This is a genomic window from Streptomyces yokosukanensis, from assembly GCF_001514035.1.
In the GTDB taxonomy this organism is placed as follows: Bacteria; Actinomycetota; Actinomycetes; order Streptomycetales; family Streptomycetaceae; genus Streptomyces; species Streptomyces yokosukanensis.
Genome location: NZ_KQ948213.1, coordinates 327,234 through 344,631 on the forward strand (window position 1 = coordinate 327,234; position 17,398 = coordinate 344,631).

The following is a 17,398-nucleotide window of genomic DNA, read 5'->3' on the forward strand; positions in this document are numbered from 1 at the left end:
GAATTACATCTCCTACGTGTCGTATATGAGCGTCAGCGCCGGGCGGCGGCGATGGATTCCCGGGCCTTGGCAGCCACGTTCTCGGCAGTGAAGCCGAACTCGCGGAAGAGCACCTTGCCGTCGGCGGAAGCACCGAAGTGCTCCAGGGAAACGATGCGGCCGGCGTCCCCGACGTAGCGGTGCCAGGTCAGCCCGATCCCCGCCTCGACGGCCACCCGGGCCTTGACGGACGGCGGGAGCACGGAGTCCTTGTACGTCTGGTCCTGCTCCTCGAACCACTCGACGCACGGCATCGACACGACACGCGTGGGAACGCCCTCGGCCTGCAGCTGCTCGCGCGCCTCGACGGCCACGTGCACCTCGGAACCGGTGGCGATCAGGACCACCTGCGGCTCGCCGCCCTCGGCTTCGAACAGGACGTAGCCGCCGTTCGCCGCGTTCTCGTCGGGCTCGTACGTCGGCACGCCCTGGCGGGTGAGGGCGAGGCCGTGCGGCCGGCCCTTGCCGAACTCCTTGGTGTAGCGCCCCAGGATCTCGCGCCAGGCGATCGCGGTCTCGTTGGCGTCCGCCGGGCGGACGACGTTCAGACCGGGGATCGCGCGCAGCGAGGCCAGGTGCTCGACGGGCTGGTGGGTCGGGCCGTCCTCGCCGAGGCCGATGGAGTCGTGCGTCCACACGTACGTCACCGGCAGGTGCATCAGGGCCGACAGACGTACCGCGTTGCGCATGTAGTCGGAGAAGACGAGGAACGTACCGCCGTACACACGGGTGTTGCCGTGCAGCGTGATGCCGTTCATCTCGGCGCCCATGGAGTGCTCGCGGATGCCGAAGTGGATCGTGCGGCCGTAGGGCTTGGCCTCGGGCAGCGGGTTGCCCTCGGGCAGGAAGGAGCTTTCCTTGTCGATGGTCGTGTTGTTCGACCCGGCGAGGTCGGCCGAGCCGCCCCACAGCTCGGGGAGGATCGCGCCGAGCGCCTGCAGCACCTTGCCGGAGGCGGCACGCGTCGCGACACCCTTGCCCGGCTCGAAGACCGGGATCTTCTCCTCCCAGCCGGTGGGCAGCTCGCCCTTGCCGATGCGGTCGAACTCGGCGGCCCGCTCCGGGTTGTCGTCCCGCCACAGCTGCAGGGACTTCTCCCACTCGGCCTTCGCCTGGGCGCCGCGCTCCAGGGCCTTGCGGGTGTGGGTGATCACCTCGTCCTCGACGGCGAAGTGCTTGTCGGGGTCGAAGCCGAGGACGCGCTTGGTGGCCGCGACCTCCTCCTCGCCCAGCGCCGAGCCGTGCGCGGCCTCGGTGTTCTGGGCGCTCGGGGCCGGCCAGGCGATGATCGAGCGCATCGCGATGAAGGACGGCCGGTCGGTGACCGCCTTGGCCTTCTGAACGGCGTCGTAGATGGCGGCCGGGTCCAGGTCGCCGTCGTCCTGGGCCTCGACGCGCTGCACGTGCCAGCCGTAGGCCTCGTAGCGCTTGACGGTGTCCTCGGAGACGGCCGTCTCCGTGTCGCCCTCGATCGAGATGTGGTTGTCGTCCCACAGCAGGATCAGGTTGCCGAGCTTCTGGTGGCCGGCGAGCGAGGAGGCCTCGGCGGAGATGCCCTCCTGGAGGCAGCCGTCACCGGCGATGCAGTAGATGAAGTGGTCGAAGGGGGAGTCGCCCTGCGGCGCGTCCGGGTCGAACAGCCCGCGCTCGTAGCGGGCGGCCATCGCCATGCCCACCGAGTTGGCGACACCCTGGCCGAGCGGGCCGGTGGTGGTCTCGACGCCCTTGGTGTGCCCGTACTCCGGGTGGCCCGGGGTCTTCGAACCCCAGGTGCGGAAGGACTCCAGGTCCTCCAGCTCCAGGCCGAAGCCGGCCAGGTAGAGCTGGGTGTAGAGGGTCAGGGACGAGTGGCCGGCGGACAGCACGAAGCGGTCGCGCCCCACCCACTCGGGGTCGGCGGGGTCGTGCCGCATCACCTTCTGGAAGAGGGTGTAGGCGGCCGGAGCCAGGCTCATCGCCGTACCGGGATGGCCGTTGCCGACCTTCTGTACGGCGTCGGCGGCCAGTACGCGGGCGGTGTCCACGGCCCGCTGGTCCAGGTCGGTCCACTCAAGGTCTGTGGTGGTCGGCTTGGTGCTCACCCTGGGTCAGGGCTCCTCTCCACATGTCGGTCGCCGGTCGTCGGGGCATACGCCCGCACCCGGCCGCCGGCGTGCTTGGCGCCCACCGGCCGCTGCCGAGCCTACCCCCGTAAAGACGTGCGTTTTTTCGACTCATTCCAGAGTGCCGGGAGTCTGTGCGATCCGCCTCCCGACTGGCCGACACGCCATTTGGCACTTGAATACGGATGCGCTCATCTGACCGCTCAAACGAGGGGTGGAAGCCCTCGGATGGGACGTGCGCCAACACGACCCCACCCCCGCGAAGGCCGGGGTATGGGCAACGTCTAAAGTGGCGTGGTACGCGCGAGCCTTTACCGGTGCTTCACACGGGGAGGCTTGCTGGGATGTCTCTGTCAGGGGTGTGCGTGACGGCCGTCGAATCACGTCCAGCGGGCGTGCTGGGTGGTGCGAGCCAGGGCCCGGTTCACCGGCCGTTCGGGGCCCGTGTCAAGGCGTTCGTGGCGCTGACCAAGCCGCGAATCATCGAGCTGCTGCTCATCACCACCGTTCCGGTGATGTTCCTGGCGCAGCAGGGTGTGCCGGACCTGAAGCTGGTCCTGCTCACCTGCGTCGGCGGCTACCTCTCCGCCGGCGGCGCCAACGCGCTGAACATGTACATCGACCGGGACATCGACGCCCTGATGGACCGCACCTCGCAGCGGCCCCTGGTGACCGGCATGGTCAGCCCGCCCGAGTGCCTCGCCTTCGGCATCACCCTCGCGGTCGTCTCGACGCTGCTGTTCGGCTTCACCGTCAACTGGCTGAGCGCCTGGCTCTCGCTCGGAGCGCTCCTCTTCTACGTCGTCGTCTACACGATGCTCCTCAAGCGGCGTACGTCGCAGAACATCGTGTGGGGCGGCATCGCCGGCTGCCTCCCGGTCCTCATCGGCTGGTCCTCGGTCACGAACTCGATGTCCTGGGCGCCGATCATCCTCTTCCTCGTCATGTTCTTCTGGACGCCGGCGCACTACTGGCCGCTGTCCATGAAGGTCAAGGAGGACTACGCGCGCGCGGGCGTGCCGATGCTCCCGGTCATCGCCTCCAACAAGGTCGTCGCCCGGCAGATCGTCATCTACAGCTGGGTGATGGTCCTGGTCTCGCTGCTCCCCACCCCGCTCGGCTACACCGGCTGGCTCTACACGGTGGTCGCCCTCGCGGCCGGCGGCTTCTGGCTCTGGGAGGCACACGGCCTGCAGAACCGGGCGAAGGCCGAGGTGACCGGCTCGAAGCTGAAGGAGATGCGGCTCTTCCACTGGTCGATCACCTATGTGTCGATCCTCTTCGTCGCGGTCGCGGTCGACCCGTTCCTGCGCTGACCCCCCTTTTTTCCCCGACGGGAGGGGCGCGTGGTCAAGGCCACGCACCCCTCCCGTCGCCGTTTGATCTACTCGTCGGTAGCATCCTGGCCATGGCAGACACGCAGCAGGTTGACCCCAAGGCCGAGCGCACGGTGGCCCGGCTCGCCCACCGGATCAGCGCCTTCGCCAAGGCGCACGGCGGTGCGGAGGGCCAGGTGGCCCACATCGGCGAGCGCGGCGCCCGGATCGTCCTCGTCGGCGAGGACGGCGGCTGGGGCGACCTGGTGGCTCCCAGCACCGAGATCGCCCAGAAGGCCGTCGAGAAGTCCGGCATCACCGTCCACGAGTCCTTCGACGGGGAGTTCGCGGCCAAGGTGAAGACGGGGCCGTACGAGTGGAAGCGCATGGCCGGCATCCAGCTCGGCGGCTGAGCGGCGAGAGCGAAACCGCGACCTCGAACCCCGTTCACCCGTTAGGACGTGTAAGCCAGCGCCGCGCCCACGCGTCCTCACGGGGAGCCGGAATGATCGAAACGCCGTCCCTCGTGGACCAGTACTGCCACGGCGTACTGCGGACCGAGCTGGGCCTCGGCACCTTCGAGACCCAACTCGCCCGCACCGAGGGCCCACCGGCGCCCGGCACCACGCTCTTCGACACCCAGACGGGATTCGCCGTACGGCGCTGGTGCCCGCCCCTGCTCGGCCTGGAACCGCACTGCCCGCCCGCCCGCTATCTCGCGCAGCGCCGTGAACTGGGCGTACTGGAAGCGGGACGCAGGCTGCTGCGCGGCAGCGGCATCACGACGTACCTGGTCGACACCGGGCTGCCCGGCGACCTCACCGGCCCCGGCGAGATGGCCCAGGCCGGTGCCGCCCAGGCCCGTGAGATCATCCGGCTCGAACTGCTCGCGGAGCAGGTCGCCGACACCTCCGGGACCGTCGAGTCCTTCCTGGCCAACCTCGCCGAGTCCGTGCACGGCGCCGCCGCGAACGCCGTCGCCTTCACCTCCGTCGCGGGCCTCAGACACGGCCTGGCACTCGCGCCCGAACCGCCGGGGCCGGGGGAGGTGCGGGGCGTGGCCGGCCGCTGGCTGGCCGGGCGGCGGGTCGGCGGGGCACTCACCGATCCCGTGCTGCTGCGGCATCTGCTGTGGATCGCCGTCGCCTCGGGCCTGCCGCTCCAACTCCACGCGGGGCTCGGCGAGCCGGGCTCCCGCATCGACCGCACCGACCCCGTGCTGCTCACCGACTTCGTGCGGGCCACGGCCGGCCTCGGCACGGATCTGATCCTGCTGCACGGCTACCCGTACCACCGCCACGCCGCCCATCTGGCCGGCGTCTTCCCGCACGTCTACACCGACTCCGGTGCCGCACTCGTGCGCACCGGCGCCCGCGCGGCCACCGTCCTCGCCGAGATCCTGGAGCTGGCCCCCTTCGGCAAGATCCTCTTCTCCACCGGCGCGCACGGCCTGCCCGAACTGCATGTCGTCGGGGCCCGGCTGTTCCGCGAGGCGCTGGGCCGGGTCCTGGGCGGCTGGGTCGCCGAGGGCGCGTGGTGCCTGGAGGACGCCCAGCGGGTGGCCCGGATGGTCGCGGCGGACAACGCGCGCCGCGTGTACGGGCTCGGATGATCCGAGTCGGCCGGCGGGGCCACCCGGGCCCCGCGACCGACTCGCCCGTCACCGCGTACGGACGAGGACGCGGCTCACGCGCGCGTGCCCACCGTCACCGCGGCCGAGGGGCCGGGCAGGTCCACGCCGGCCTCCGGGCGCTCGCGCAGCGACAGCAGCACCCGCAGGACGCCGATCCACACCAGGCACGAGCCGAGCATGTGGAGACCGACGAGCACCTCGGGCAGGTGCGTGAAGTACTGGATGTAGCCGATGACGCCCTGGGAGAGCAGGATCACGAAGAGGTCCCGGGTGCGGTCCAGCGGCCCCCTGGGGGCGTCGACCGCCTTGAGGACGAACCACAGCGCGAACGTCAGCGTCACCACGATCCAGGCCAGCACCGAGTGCAGCTTGGCGACCGTCTCCCAGTCGATCGGAATGCGCTTGACGTCGCTGGAGTCGCCCGCGTGCGGGCCCGCTCCGGTGACGACCGTGCCGATCGCGATCAGCAGCACGGAGGCGACGACGAGGAACCACACCAGCTGCTGCACGGCCTTGCCGACCAGGGGCCGCGGCGCGCCGTCGCCCTCGCGCGTGCGCTGCCACATCACCCCGGCGACCGTGGTCAGCGCGGTCGCCAGCAGGAAGTGCGCCGCGACGGTGTACGGGTTGAGGCCGACGAGCACCACGATGCCGCCGAGGACCGCGTTGCCCATCACGAGCCAGAACTGCGCCCAGCCCAGCCGGGTCAGGCTGCGCCGGTACGGCTTCTCGGAGCGGGCGGCGATGATCGCCCAGCCGACGGCGGCGCACAGCACGTACGTCAGCATGCGATTGCCGAACTCGATGGCGCTGTGGTAGCTCAGCGCGGTCGTCGGCGTCAGCGAGCCGTCGGTGCACTCGGGCCAGGTCGGGCAGCCGAGGCCCGAGCCGGTCAGCCGGACGGCACCGCCGGTGACGACGATGACCACCGACATGACGAGCGCGGCGAGGGCCGCCCGCCGGACGGTCCTCGGGTGCGGGGTCCAGCGGTCGGCGATGAAGGCGAGCGGGTTGCGCAGGGCCGCTGCGGCATCGGCGGTGTTCAGCTTTGGCACGCGCACCATCGTAGGCCGCCGCTTGTGCACGTGTTCACGAGGGTCCCCGCTCCCGTGCCCGTCGCGCCGCTCCCGCTCACTCCCAGCGGAAGAACCTTCCCGCGGCGGCCAGCCCGACGACCGCCCAGACCGCGAGGATCCCCAGGTCGCCCCAGGGCGTCCCGGCCCCGTCCCGAAGCACGTCCCGCAGGCCGTCCGAGAGCGCGGAGATCGGCAGCAGGCCCAGCACGTGCTGGCCGGCCGAGCCGAACTTGTCCAGCGGCACGATGACGCCGCCGCCGACGAGCAGCAGCAGGAAGACCAGGTTGGCGGCGGCCAGTGTGGCCTCCGCCTTCAGGGTGCCCGCCATCAGCAGACCGAGCCCGGAGAAGGCGGCCGTACCGAGGACGAGGAGGAGCAGGACGGCGGCGGGGTTGCCGTGCGGGGACCAGCCCAGCGCGAACGCGATCGCCGTCAGCAGGATCACCTGGAGAACCTCCGTGACCAGCACGGACACCGTCTTGGCGGCCATCAGGCCCCAGCGGGGCAGCGGTGAGGAGGCGAGCCGCTTGAGCACGCCGTAGCGGCGCTCGAAGCCGGTCGCGATGGCCTGCCCGGTGAAAGCCGTCGACATGACCGCGAGGGCCAGGATGCCGGGGGCGAGGAAGTCCACCGCCTTGCCCTTGCCGGTGTCGACGATGTCCACCGAGCTGAAGAGCACCAGCAGCAGGGTCGGGATGACGACCGTCAGCAGCAGCTGCTCGCCGTTGCGCAGCAGCATCCTGGTCTCCAGGGCCGCCTGGGCGGCGATCATGCGGGGCAGTGGCGCGGCCCCCGGCGCGGGGGAGTGGGTGCCCGTTGCGGCGGTGGTCATCAGCGCAGCTCCTTGCCGGTGAGCTCGAGAAAGACGTCTTCCAGCGTGTGCCGCTCCACCGAGATCCGGTCCGGCATCACCCCGTGCTGGGCGCACCAGGAGGTGACGGTGGCCAGCAGCTGCGGGTCGACCTTGCCGACGACCCGGTAGCTGCCCGGGGTCAGCTCGGCGGCCGTGCAGTCGGCCGGAAGCGCCTTGAGCAGCGAGCCCACGTCGAGGCCGGGGCGGCCGGTGAAGCGCAGGGTGTTCTCGGCGCCGCCCTTGCACAGCTCCTCCGGGGAGCCCTGGGCGATGACCTTGCCGCCGTCGATGATCGCGACGTCGTCGGCGAGCTGCTCGGCCTCTTCCATGTAGTGCGTGGTGAGGATCACGGAGACGCCGTCGGCGCGCAGGTCCTTCACCAGGTCCCAGGTGGCCCGGCGGGCCTGCGGGTCGAGCCCGGCGGTCGGCTCGTCCAGGAAGACCAGCTCCGGGCGTCCGACGACGGCCATGGCGAGCGCGAGCCGCTGCTGCTGGCCGCCGGAGAGCCGGCGGTAGGAGGTGCGGCCGCAGGAGCCGAGCCCGAGCCGTTCGATCAGCGCGTCCACGTCCAGCGGATGCGCGTGCAGCTTGGCGACGTGCCGCAGCATCTCGTCCGCGCGGGCGCCGGAGTAGACGCCGCCGGACTGGAGCATCACACCGATACGGGGACGCAGCTCGGCGGACTGGCGCACCGGGTCGAGGCCCAGGACGCGCACCGTGCCGGCATCCGGCTTCCGGTACCCCTCGCAGGTCTCGACCGTGGTCGTCTTCCCCGCCCCGTTGGGGCCGAGCACGGCGGTCACACCCGCCTCGGCCACGAGGTCGAGGCCGTCCACCGCGGTCTTCGTGCCGTACCGCTTCACCAGGGCCTGGATCTCGATGAGCGGGTGCGGCGCGAAGCGTCTCGTCGAGGGGTGGTGGTCGGGAGACGGGTGGGCGGGCTCACTTCGCATGGACCCAGAGTCTAGGGAGGGACCGAGCCGTTCAGACGGGCGGGTGGGAGATCTCCTCCTCACGGGGACGGTGCAGGGGCAGCCACCGCTGCGCGTAAGCCACCGCGTCCGCCACCGGGAACAGCCGCGCCCGCGCCGCGCCCACCGTGCCCCGCACGACAGTCCGGTCCCGCTCGAAGTCGTGCCCCAGCTCCTCGAACCGGTCGGAACTGATCGACACCTCGATCACGCTCTCCCAGCCGCCGCCGGGGGCGGGCCTGCCGACCACCACGCGCGGCGCGGGTATCCGGTACTCGGCCAGGTGGAAGGCGGTGCAGGCGGCGTAGCCCGCGCCCAGCAGCAGGACCCGGGCGCCCACCTTCTCCAGCCGGGACAGCGGGCTGTGCTCGCCGAGCCGGCAGTCGACGGCATGGCCGTCGGTGATCGCGCGCGCGTGCGGGCCGACGGCCGCGAAGGAGGTCTGCGGGTGCGCGCTGCGCACGGCGCCGGGCCAGGTCCGCACGGTCTCCGGGACCACGCCGACCCCGCGCGTGGGGGTGGTCAGCGGGTCGTAGGGCGGCATGGTGGCCCGGATCCGGTCCCACCAGCCCTCGGGCACCGGCGGGTCTCCCCACACCGCCGGGTCGGACAGATCGCCGGACTGGGCGGGGACGACCAGGGTGCCCGACGGGCCGAGGGCGTCGAGGAGCCCCTGGACGACCGCGACCGCGCCTCCGTTGACCCAGCCGAGGGAGCTGAGGGAGGTGTGGACGAGGAGGGTCTCCCCGGTTTCGACGCCCAGCAGGCGCAGCTGGGTGGAGATGTCGTCCCGGGTGACGAGAGGGCCGGTCGGAGGGGGTGTGGGCATGGTCCGGAGTCTTGTCGACAAGGGTGCTCGGCGCTACCGAATTGCCTGTTCACAGGGGTGGGGAATGATCGATCAAAGATCGTTTCCGCAGGTCACATTAGGTATGCCTAAGTGACGCAGGGCACCGCTCGTTGATCCGCACGGCGCTTGTCAGGCTCGGAGGAATTACGCAACAATGGCGTTGTGAAAAACGTCGGCGAGGCTCGGGAGACCCCCTTGGGGGCCCCGCAGGAGGAACTCGCGACCGGTGAGCGCTCCACGCGCAACCGCGTCGCGCGCTCCATCCTGGACCACGGCCCGTCGACCGTCGCCGAACTGGCCGGCCGGCTGGGCCTGACCCAGGCAGCCGTCCGACGCCACCTGGACGCACTGGTCGCCGACGACGTCGTGGAAGCGCGGGAGCAGCGGGTGTACGGGGCGCGCACCCGCGGCCGGCCCGCCAAGGTCTTCGCGCTCACCGACTGCGGCCGGGACGCCTTCGACCAGTCCTACGACAAGCTCGCCACGGACGCGCTGAGCTGGATCGCCGAGCAGGGCGGCGGCGCCGAGGCCGTCACCGCCTTCGCCCGCGCCCGGATCACGGCCCAGGCCAGTGCCTACCGCAAGGCGATCGAGGCCGTCACCCCGGACAAGCGCGCCGAAGCGCTGGCCAAGGCCTTGAGCGTGGACGGGTACGCTGCTACGGCGCGCAGCGCACCGGTCGGCGAGCAGCTCTGCCAGCACCACTGCCCGGTCGCCCATGTCGCGGAGCAGTTCCCACAGCTGTGCGAGGCGGAGACGGAGATCTTCGCCGAGCTGCTCGGGACCCACGTCCAGCGACTGGCGACCATCGCGCACGGCGACGGCGTCTGCACGACGTTCATCCCCAAGATTTCCACTGACGCACCTGCAAGCACGGCCGGGAGGAACCCCGCATGACTCTCCCCACGGAGACTGCCCACCCTGAGCTGGAGGGCCTGGGCACGTACGAATACGGCTGGGCCGACTCCGACGTGGCCGGTGCCTCCGCCAGGCGCGGCCTGAACGAGGAGGTCGTCCTCGACATCTCCGGCAAGAAGTCGGAGCCGGAGTGGATGGCCAAGCTGCGCCTGAAGGGCCTGAAGCTCTTCGAGAAGAAGCCGATGCCGAACTGGGGCTCGGACCTCTCGGGCATCGACTTCGACAACATCAAGTACTTCGTGCGCTCCACGGAGAAGCAGGCGGAGTCCTGGGAGGACCTTCCCGAGGACATCAAGAACACCTACGACAAGCTGGGCATCCCGGAGGCCGAGAAGCAGCGCCTGGTCGCCGGCGTCGCCGCGCAGTACGAGTCGGAGGTCGTCTACCACCAGATCCGTGAGGACCTGGAGGAGCAGGGCGTCATCTTCCTGGACACCGACACCGCGCTGAAGGAGCACCCGGAGCTCTTCAAGGAGTACTTCGGCACGGTCATCCCGGCCGGTGACAACAAGTTCGCCGCGCTGAACACGGCCGTGTGGTCCGGTGGCTCGTTCATCTACGTGCCGAAGGGCGTGCACGTCGAGATCCCGCTCCAGGCCTACTTCCGCATCAACACGGAGAACATGGGCCAGTTCGAGCGGACCCTGATCATCGTCGACGAGGGTGCCTACGTGCACTACGTCGAGGGCTGCACCGCCCCGATCTACAAGTCGGACTCGCTGCACTCCGCGGTCGTCGAGATCATCGTCAAGAAGAACGCCCGCTGCCGCTACACGACCATCCAGAACTGGTCGAACAACGTCTACAACCTGGTCACCAAGCGCGCCGTGGCGTACGAGGGCGCGACCATGGAGTGGATCGACGGCAACATCGGCTCCAAGGTGACGATGAAGTACCCGGCCGTCTACCTGATGGGCGAGCACGCCAAGGGCGAGACCCTGTCCATCGCCTTCGCGGGCGAGGGCCAGCACCAGGACGCCGGTTCCAAGATGGTCCACATGGCGCCGAACACCTCGTCCAACATCGTGTCGAAGTCGGTGGCCCGCGGTGGCGGCCGTACGTCCTACCGCGGACTCGTCGAGATCGGCGAGGGTGCCGCCGGCTCCAAGTCCAACGTGCTCTGCGACGCGCTGCTGGTCGACACCATCTCCCGCTCGGACACGTACCCCTACGTCGACGTCCGTGAGGACGACGTGTCCATGGGCCACGAGGCGACCGTCTCCAAGGTCTCCGAGGACCAGCTGTTCTACCTGATGAGCCGCGGTCTCTCCGAGTTCGAGGCGATGGCGATGATCGTGCGCGGCTTCGTCGAGCCCATCGCCAAGGAACTGCCCATGGAGTACGCCCTCGAGCTCAACCGGCTGATCGAGCTCCAGATGGAAGGCGCGGTCGGCTAAGCCCCCGCCGTCGTTCCCATCAAGCCCTTACGCAAGAAAGCGAGCAGACCGACAGCCATGGCTGAGGCTCAGAACATTCCGGTGGGCTCCACCACCGCCGGCCAGATCGCGGTGGCCGCCGAGTCGACCGTCGCGACGCGCATGAGCGCGCCCCCGTCCTTCGACGTCGCGGACTTCCCGGTCCCGCACGGCCGCGAGGAGGAGTGGCGGTTCACCCCGCTGGAGCGCCTGCGCGGGCTGCACGACGGCACCGCGACCGCCACCGGCGAGGGCGTGAAGGTCGACGTACAGGCCCCCGAGGGAGTCACCGTCGAGACCGTCGGCCGCGACGACGCGCGGCTCGGCAGGGCGGGCACCCCGGTGGACCGTGTCGCCGCTCAGGCGTACTCGGCCTTCGAGAAGGCCGGTGTGGTCACCGTCCCCAAGGAGACGGTGCTCACCGAGCCGATCCGCATCGCCGTGCACGGCGAGGGCGGGGTCGCCTACGGCCACCAGGTCGTCGAGCTGGGAGCCTTCGCCGAGGCCGTCGTCGTCATCGACCACACCGGTGACGCCGTCCTCGCCGCCAACGTCGACTACGTCCTGGGCGACGGCGCCAAGCTGACCGTCGTCTCCGTCCAGGACTGGGACGACAAGGCGGTCCACGTCGGCCAGCACAACGCGCTGATCGGCCGGGACGCCACGTTCAAGTCGTTCGTGGTCACCTTCGGCGGCGACCTGGTACGCCTGCATCCGCGCGTCGCCTACGCCGGCACCGGCGGCGAGGCCGAGCTGTTCGGTCTGTACTTCACCGACTCCGGCCAGCACCAGGAGCACCGTCTCCTCGTCGACCACAACACCCCGCACTGCAGGTCCAACGTCATGTACAAGGGCGCACTGCAGGGCGAGAGCGCGCACGCGGTCTGGATCGGCGACGTGCTCATCGAGGCCTCGGCCGAGGGCACGGACACCTATGAGATGAACCGCAACCTCGTCCTCACGGACGGCGCGCGCGTCGACTCGGTGCCGAACCTGGAGATCGAGACCGGCGAGATCGTCGGCGCCGGTCACGCCTCCGCCACCGGCCGCTTCGACGACGAGCAGCTCTTCTACCTGATGGCCCGCGGCATCCCGGAGCACGAGGCCCGCCGGCTGGTGGTCCGCGGCTTCTTCGCCGAACTGGTCCAGCAGATCGGTGTCGCCGACATCGAGGAGCGCCTGCTCGCCAAGATCGAGGAGGAGCTGGAGGCGTCGGTCGCATGACCACCTTCGACCGTGCCCGTTTCGTTCGGGCCTGCGGGCTGAGCGAGCTGGCGGAGGACACCCCGAAGCGGGTCGAACTCGACGGCACGCCGGTCTCGGTCGTGAAGACCGAGGGCGAGGTCTTCGCGATCTACGACATCTGCTCCCACGCGAACGTCTCCCTCTCCGAGGGCGAGGTGGAGGACTGCCAGATCGAGTGCTGGCTGCACGGCTCCGCCTTCGACCTGCGCACCGGCAAGCCGTCCGGCCTCCCGGCCACGCGCCCCGTCCCCGTATACCCCGTAAAGATCGAAGGGGACGACGTGCTCGTCTCCCTCACCCAGGAGTCCTGAGGCATCCATGGCAACGCTTGAAATCCGAGACCTGCACGTCACCGTCGAGGCCGACAACGCCACGAAGGAGATCCTCAAGGGCGTCGACCTCACCGTGAAGCAGGGCGAGACGCACGCCATCATGGGCCCCAACGGCTCCGGCAAGTCCACGCTCGCCTACTCGCTCGCGGGTCACCCCAAGTACACGATCACCAGCGGCACCGTCACCCTCGACGGCGAGGACGTCCTGGAGATGTCCGTCGACGAGCGCGCCCGCGCGGGCCTGTTCCTGGCGATGCAGTACCCGGTCGAGGTCCCCGGCGTCTCGGTCTCCAACTTCCTGCGCACCTCCGCCACCGCGATCCGCGGCGAGGCCCCCAAGCTGCGCACCTGGGTGAAGGAGGTCAAGGAGACCATGGAGCGCCTCTCCATGGACCCCTCCTTCGCCGAGCGCAACGTGAACGAGGGCTTCTCCGGCGGTGAGAAGAAGCGCCACGAGATCCTCCAGCTCGAACTGCTCAGGCCGAAGATCGCGATCCTCGACGAGACCGACTCCGGCCTCGACGTCGACGCCCTTCGCATCGTCTCCGAGGGCGTCAACCGCGTCCGCGAGACCGGCGAGGTCGGCACCCTGCTGATCACCCACTACACGCGCATCCTGCGCTACATCAAGCCCGACTACGTCCACGTTTTCTCCGGCGGCCGCATCGTCGAGTCCGGCGGCGCCGAGCTCGCCGACAAGCTGGAGGACGAGGGCTACGAGGCCTACACGAAGGGTGGCGCATCCGCGTGACACAGCTGCCGGGCCTCCTCGACACCGAGGCGATCCGCAAGGACTTCCCCATCCTGGACCGCCAGGTCCACGACGGTAAGAAGCTCGTGTACCTGGACAACGCGGCGACCTCGCAGAAGCCGCGCCAGGTGCTGGACGCCCTGAGCGAGTACTACGAGCGCTACAACGCCAATGTCCACCGCGGTGTGCATGTGCTCGCCGAGGAGGCCACGGCGCTGTACGAGGGCGCGCGCGACAAGATCGCCGAGTTCGTCAACGCGCCGAGCCGCGACGAGGTGATCTTCACCAAGAACGCCTCCGAGTCGCTGAACCTCGTGGCGAACATGCTCGGCTGGGCCGACGAGCCCTACCGGGTGGACCACGAGACCGAGATCGTCATCACGGAGATGGAGCACCACTCCAACATCGTGCCGTGGCAGCTGCTCGCGCAGCGCACGGGCGCGAAGCTGAAGTGGTTCGGCCTCACCGACGACGGCCGTCTGGACCTGTCCAACATCGACGAGATCATCACCGAGAAGACGAAGATCGTCTCCTTCGTGCTGGTGTCGAACATCCTGGGCACGGTCAACCCGGTCGAGGCCATCGTGCGCCGTGCGCAGGAGGTCGGCGCGCTGGTCTGCATCGACGCGTCCCAGGCCGCCCCGCACATGCCGCTGGACGTGCAGGCCCTCCAGGCCGACTTCGTGGCCTTCACCGGCCACAAGATGTGCGGCCCGACCGGCATCGGCGTCCTGTGGGGCCGCCAGGAGCTGCTGGAGGACCTGCCCCCGTTCCTGGGCGGCGGCGAGATGATCGAGACCGTCTCGATGCACTCGTCGACGTACGCCCCGGCGCCGCACAAGTTCGAGGCGGGCACGCCCCCGATCGCGCAGGCGGTCGGCCTGGGCGCGGCGATCGACTACCTCAACTCGATCGGCATGGACAAGATCCTCGCCCACGAGCACGCGCTGACGGAGTACGCGGTGCAGCGCCTGGCCGAGGTCCCGGACCTGAGGATCATCGGCCCGACCACGGCCGAGGACCGGGGCGCCGCGATCTCCTTCACGCTGGGCGACATCCACCCGCACGACGTGGGCCAGGTCCTCGACGAGCAGGGCATCGCGGTCCGCGTCGGCCACCACTGCGCGCGGCCCGTCTGCCTCCGTTACGGAATTCCTGCGACCACGCGAGCGTCGTTCTATCTGTACTCCACGCCGGCCGAGATCGACGCACTGGTCGACGGCCTGGAGCACGTACGGAACTTCTTCGGCTGAGAGGCGTGAGCTGAAACCGTGAAGCTGGACTCCATGTACCAGGAAGTCATCCTGGACCACTACAAGAACCCGCACGGGCGTGGTCTGAGGGATGGCGACGCCGAGGTGCACCACGTGAACCCGACGTGCGGCGACGAGATCACCCTCCGCGTGAAGTACGACGGCACGAAGATCGCCGACGTCTCGTACGAGGGCCAGGGCTGCTCGATCAGCCAGGCGAGCGCGTCGGTCCTCAACGAGCTGCTGGTCGGCAAGGACCTGGCCGACGCGCAGAAGATCCAGGAGGCCTTCCTGGAGCTGATGCAGTCCAAGGGCCGGATCGAGCCGGACGACGCGATGGAGGACATCCTGGAGGACGCGGTCGCGTTCGCCGGTGTCTCCAAGTACCCCGCGCGGGTCAAGTGCGCCCTCCTGAGCTGGATGGCGTGGAAGGACGCGACGGCCCAGGCGCTGGGTGGCGCCGAAGCCGAAAGGAAGACCGCATGAGCGACACCGTCGAGATGAAGCCGGCCTCGGAAGAGGAACTGCGCGAGGCGCTGTACGACGTCGTCGACCCCGAACTGGGCATCGACGTCGTCAACCTCGGCCTGATCTACGGCATCCACATCGACGACGCGAACATCGCGACGATCGACATGACCCTGACGTCGGCGGCCTGCCCGCTGACCGACGTCATCGAGGACCAGGCCAAGTCCGCCACGGACGGCCTCGTGAGCGAACTGCGCATCAACTGGGTCTGGATGCCCCCGTGGGGCCCCGACAAGATCACGGACGACGGCCGCGAGCAGCTTCGGGCGCTCGGGTTCAACGTCTGAGATCCACTGTCCGATCCCACGGCGGCGGCCATGCCGGCGGCACGTGGGGAAACGGCCGTACCGTCCGCGGTACGGCCGTTTCGCGTATCCCGTCGTCCCCGCCCCACCAGGCACCCTGAACCGTAGAGTGAAGTCACGCTTCTCAACGGCCACTTGTCTCGACGACGGGGGAAGACAGTGCTGTTCGTGCAGATCGGCAGGGAGTGGGCGCGCCTGTTGCCGCCGGGACCGTCCGACCGGAGCGAGTCGGCCGAGCGGGCGATCCGGGAGGCGCTCGCGGCCGCGGCGTCGGGAGGGCTTGCCGCCCATGTCAAGGCCCGTGGACCGGAGTTGTCGAGGCATCTGCCCCGTCTCGTCGAGCGGGCCCGTACCGACGCCCTCGACGATCGACGGGACGTCGGGGAACTGGGCGAAGTGCTGGCCGCCTTCGGGTACCTGAGCACCGAGGCGCAGGCTGCTGGACACTTCCTCGTGGGCTACGCCCAGCGGTCCCTGGGCGAGGGCGCGCGCCACTTCGAGCTGGCCCGGCTCGCCTACCGCGACCTCGGCAGGCCGGTACCCGAACGCCTGTCGGCGCTGGCCGCCGAGGCGAGCAGGCTGGAGCCGAAGAGCGACCGGTCCGCCCGCGGCCTCACCGAGGCGTTCGGCGCACTGGCGGCGGCCGACCGGGACTGCTCGGACCGGGTGGCGCCGGGGGTCCGCCAGTTCCTGCTGGTGCTCCAGGTCACCCGTGACCTCATGGCGGGAGGCGCCCCGCCCGCCGGGATGCCCGCCGTCACCGGGGACGACCTCCACACGCTGAGAAGCGCCATGGTCGCCGCGCTGGACCGGCCCGAGCGGGTGGCGCTCCTCGCACGCTGGATCCAGTCGCTGCGCGGCCTGCCGGCCGACTCGACCGAGGAACTGGACAGCATGGTGCACCTGCTGGGCGAGGTCCACGAGCCCGAGCCGCGCATCCACCTGCTGCGCGACCTGATCGCACACGGCGACCGCCGGCCCGGAACCACCTCCCGGCTCGCCAAGTCCCTCACCGATGTGGGCCGTTGGGGAGAGGCGAAGGCCGTGCTCGTCGCCCGCGTCGGCGACCGGCCGGGACCGGAACACCTCGAACTGGTCCAGTTGCTCGCGATGCTGTGCATCACCACACAGGATCCGGACGCGTCCGCCTGGACAGCCGAACTGCGCGCACTCGGCGGAGACCTGCCGGAGTCGGCGATGCCGCCGCCGTCCCAGATCGCGGGGTCGGCGGGCCCCGTACCGCAGGTCCGTTTCGAGGACGGCACATTGACCATCGACCCGAGCCTCGCCGGACAGGGCCAGAACGCGATCGCCGCGCAGCTGAGGGCGGCGATGGTCCGCGGGCTCCCCCGGGAGGAGGGGGCGCGGCTCCTCGCCGACATCGCCCGGAAGGAACCGGAGCTGTACCCCCAGGTCATGGCCCTGCTGCGGCCTGACGCGCGTCCTCGATCGACGGCCGAGGAGCATCTGGCCCGAGCCGAGGGCCTGTTCGCCCGGCGCAGCTATCGCGAGGCCGTCTCCGCGTACCAACAGGCGCTCGCCGCCGATCCGAACCTGGAATACGCCCATCTCGGCCTCGGCGACGCGTACTACATGCTCGGCGACTTCCACGCGGCCGCCGCCCACTTCACCGAGTCCATCGCCATCAGGCCGACACCCCAGGCGTACCGGTTCCTCGGCGACGCGCTGCTGAAGGGGCGCGACGACCGCCGGCGCGCGAAGGAGTGCTACGAGCAGGCCCTCGCCCTCGACCCCGAGTACGGCGGCGCCCGCGCGGCACTGGCCCACCTGGAGCGACGGAGCCGGTGACC

At 70.1% G+C, this 17,398-nt stretch carries 17 protein-coding genes; 12 read left to right on the top strand and 5 right to left on the bottom strand.

The features are described from left to right. Positions 1-32: 32 nt before the first annotated feature. Complete coding sequence (gene tkt, locus AQI95_RS21450; RefSeq protein ID WP_067125855.1) at positions 33-2,120, bottom strand: transketolase; 2,088 nt, start codon at positions 2,118-2,120, stop codon at positions 33-35. A gap of 380 nt (positions 2,121-2,500) precedes the next feature. Between tkt and AQI95_RS21455 the strand changes: the two genes are divergently transcribed. The 3 genes from AQI95_RS21455 (at position 2,501) to AQI95_RS21465 (ending at position 5,069) form a co-directional block, all read left to right on the top strand. Continuing rightward, positions 2,501-3,457 (top strand): heme o synthase, encoded by a 957-nt coding sequence (locus tag AQI95_RS21455; protein ID WP_067125858.1) that lies wholly within the window; start codon positions 2,501-2,503, stop codon positions 3,455-3,457. Between the two features lie 92 nt (positions 3,458-3,549). Beyond that, a complete protein-coding gene (locus AQI95_RS21460) occupies positions 3,550-3,870 on the top strand; it encodes a hypothetical protein (RefSeq protein ID WP_067125862.1) in 321 nt (106 codons plus the stop codon). Between the two features lie 92 nt (positions 3,871-3,962). Next, the gene (locus AQI95_RS21465; protein WP_067125866.1) at positions 3,963-5,069 is read left to right on the top strand and encodes an amidohydrolase family protein; all 1,107 of its coding nucleotides are present in this window, start codon (positions 3,963-3,965) and stop codon (positions 5,067-5,069) included. Between the two features lie 74 nt (positions 5,070-5,143). On the opposite strand, the gene AQI95_RS21470 is transcribed toward AQI95_RS21465, so the two are convergent. The 4 genes from AQI95_RS21470 to AQI95_RS21485 all read right to left on the bottom strand — a co-directional run bounded on the left by AQI95_RS21470 (position 5,144) and on the right by AQI95_RS21485 (position 8,819). After that, positions 5,144-6,154: a COX15/CtaA family protein gene (locus AQI95_RS21470; RefSeq protein ID WP_067125868.1), complete on the bottom strand. Its 1,011-nt coding sequence runs from the start codon at positions 6,152-6,154 to the stop codon at positions 5,144-5,146. Positions 6,155-6,221: 67 nt separating this feature from the next. After that, positions 6,222-6,998, bottom strand: coding sequence for an ABC transporter permease (locus tag AQI95_RS21475; RefSeq protein WP_067125871.1), 777 nt, complete (start codon positions 6,996-6,998; stop codon positions 6,222-6,224). Beyond that, positions 6,998-7,972, bottom strand: a complete 975-nt coding sequence (locus AQI95_RS21480) for an ABC transporter ATP-binding protein (RefSeq protein ID WP_244188804.1) — start codon at positions 7,970-7,972, stop codon at positions 6,998-7,000. Before AQI95_RS21480 ends, AQI95_RS21475 begins: the two co-directional genes overlap by 1 nt. A 31-nt stretch (positions 7,973-8,003) precedes the next feature. Further along, positions 8,004-8,819 carry an AAC(3) family N-acetyltransferase gene (locus tag AQI95_RS21485; protein ID WP_067125874.1) on the bottom strand — a complete coding sequence of 272 codons (816 nt, stop codon included), beginning with the start codon at positions 8,817-8,819 and terminating at the stop codon, positions 8,004-8,006. A 183-nt stretch (positions 8,820-9,002) separates the two neighbouring features. On the opposite strand from AQI95_RS21485, the gene AQI95_RS21490 reads away from it, so the two are divergent. The 9 genes from AQI95_RS21490 (at position 9,003) to AQI95_RS21530 (ending at position 17,396) form a co-directional block, all read left to right on the top strand. Next, a complete protein-coding gene (locus AQI95_RS21490; protein ID WP_067125877.1) occupies positions 9,003-9,737 on the top strand; it encodes a helix-turn-helix transcriptional regulator in 735 nt (244 codons plus the stop codon). After that, positions 9,734-11,155 (top strand): Fe-S cluster assembly protein SufB, encoded by a 1,422-nt coding sequence (gene sufB, locus AQI95_RS21495; protein WP_067125879.1) that lies wholly within the window; start codon positions 9,734-9,736, stop codon positions 11,153-11,155. The genes AQI95_RS21490 and sufB overlap by 4 nt, the downstream gene beginning before the upstream one ends. Before the next feature lie 57 nt (positions 11,156-11,212). Further along, positions 11,213-12,397 (top strand): Fe-S cluster assembly protein SufD, encoded by a 1,185-nt coding sequence (gene sufD / locus AQI95_RS21500; protein ID WP_067125881.1) that lies wholly within the window; start codon positions 11,213-11,215, stop codon positions 12,395-12,397. Then, positions 12,394-12,729, top strand: coding sequence for a non-heme iron oxygenase ferredoxin subunit (locus AQI95_RS21505; RefSeq protein ID WP_067125884.1), 336 nt, complete (start codon positions 12,394-12,396; stop codon positions 12,727-12,729). Before sufD ends, AQI95_RS21505 begins: the two co-directional genes overlap by 4 nt. A 7-nt stretch (positions 12,730-12,736) precedes the next feature. Beyond that, complete coding sequence (sufC, locus tag AQI95_RS21510) at positions 12,737-13,501, top strand: Fe-S cluster assembly ATPase SufC (protein WP_067125887.1); 765 nt, start codon at positions 12,737-12,739, stop codon at positions 13,499-13,501. Further along, positions 13,498-14,754: a cysteine desulfurase gene (locus AQI95_RS21515; RefSeq protein WP_067125890.1), complete on the top strand. Its 1,257-nt coding sequence runs from the start codon at positions 13,498-13,500 to the stop codon at positions 14,752-14,754. Before sufC ends, AQI95_RS21515 begins: the two co-directional genes overlap by 4 nt. Positions 14,755-14,772: 18 nt before the next feature. Beyond that, positions 14,773-15,240 (top strand): Fe-S cluster assembly sulfur transfer protein SufU, encoded by a 468-nt coding sequence (sufU, locus tag AQI95_RS21520; RefSeq protein WP_067125893.1) that lies wholly within the window; start codon positions 14,773-14,775, stop codon positions 15,238-15,240. Next, positions 15,237-15,569, top strand: coding sequence for a metal-sulfur cluster assembly factor (locus AQI95_RS21525; protein ID WP_067125896.1), 333 nt, complete (start codon positions 15,237-15,239; stop codon positions 15,567-15,569). The genes sufU and AQI95_RS21525 overlap by 4 nt, the downstream gene beginning before the upstream one ends. A gap of 186 nt (positions 15,570-15,755) precedes the next feature. Beyond that, the gene (locus AQI95_RS21530) at positions 15,756-17,396 is read left to right on the top strand and encodes a tetratricopeptide repeat protein (protein WP_159056555.1); all 1,641 of its coding nucleotides are present in this window, start codon (positions 15,756-15,758) and stop codon (positions 17,394-17,396) included. Positions 17,397-17,398: the final 2 nt, after the last annotated feature.

Bases quoted from the DNA above. Each gene is read 5' to 3' on its own strand.
- AQI95_RS21460 (WP_067125862.1), top strand. From the start codon at position 3,550: ATGGCAGACACGCAGCAGGTTGACCCCAAGGCCGAGCGCACGGTGGCC.
- AQI95_RS21465 (WP_067125866.1), top strand. From the start codon at position 3,963: ATGATCGAAACGCCGTCCCTCGTGGACCAGTACTGCCACGGCGTACTG.
- AQI95_RS21470 (WP_067125868.1), bottom strand. From the start codon at position 6,154: ATGGTGCGCGTGCCAAAGCTGAACACCGCCGATGCCGCAGCGGCCCTG.
- AQI95_RS21475 (WP_067125871.1), bottom strand. From the start codon at position 6,998: ATGACCACCGCCGCAACGGGCACCCACTCCCCCGCGCCGGGGGCCGCG.
- AQI95_RS21480 (WP_244188804.1), bottom strand. From the start codon at position 7,972: ATGCGAAGTGAGCCCGCCCACCCGTCTCCCGACCACCACCCCTCGACG.
- AQI95_RS21485 (WP_067125874.1), bottom strand. From the start codon at position 8,819: ATGCCCACACCCCCTCCGACCGGCCCTCTCGTCACCCGGGACGACATC.
- sufB (WP_067125879.1), top strand. From the start codon at position 9,734: ATGACTCTCCCCACGGAGACTGCCCACCCTGAGCTGGAGGGCCTGGGC.
- sufD (WP_067125881.1), top strand. From the start codon at position 11,213: ATGGCTGAGGCTCAGAACATTCCGGTGGGCTCCACCACCGCCGGCCAG.
- AQI95_RS21505 (WP_067125884.1), top strand. From the start codon at position 12,394: ATGACCACCTTCGACCGTGCCCGTTTCGTTCGGGCCTGCGGGCTGAGC.
- sufC (WP_067125887.1), top strand. From the start codon at position 12,737: ATGGCAACGCTTGAAATCCGAGACCTGCACGTCACCGTCGAGGCCGAC.
- AQI95_RS21525 (WP_067125896.1), top strand. From the start codon at position 15,237: ATGAGCGACACCGTCGAGATGAAGCCGGCCTCGGAAGAGGAACTGCGC.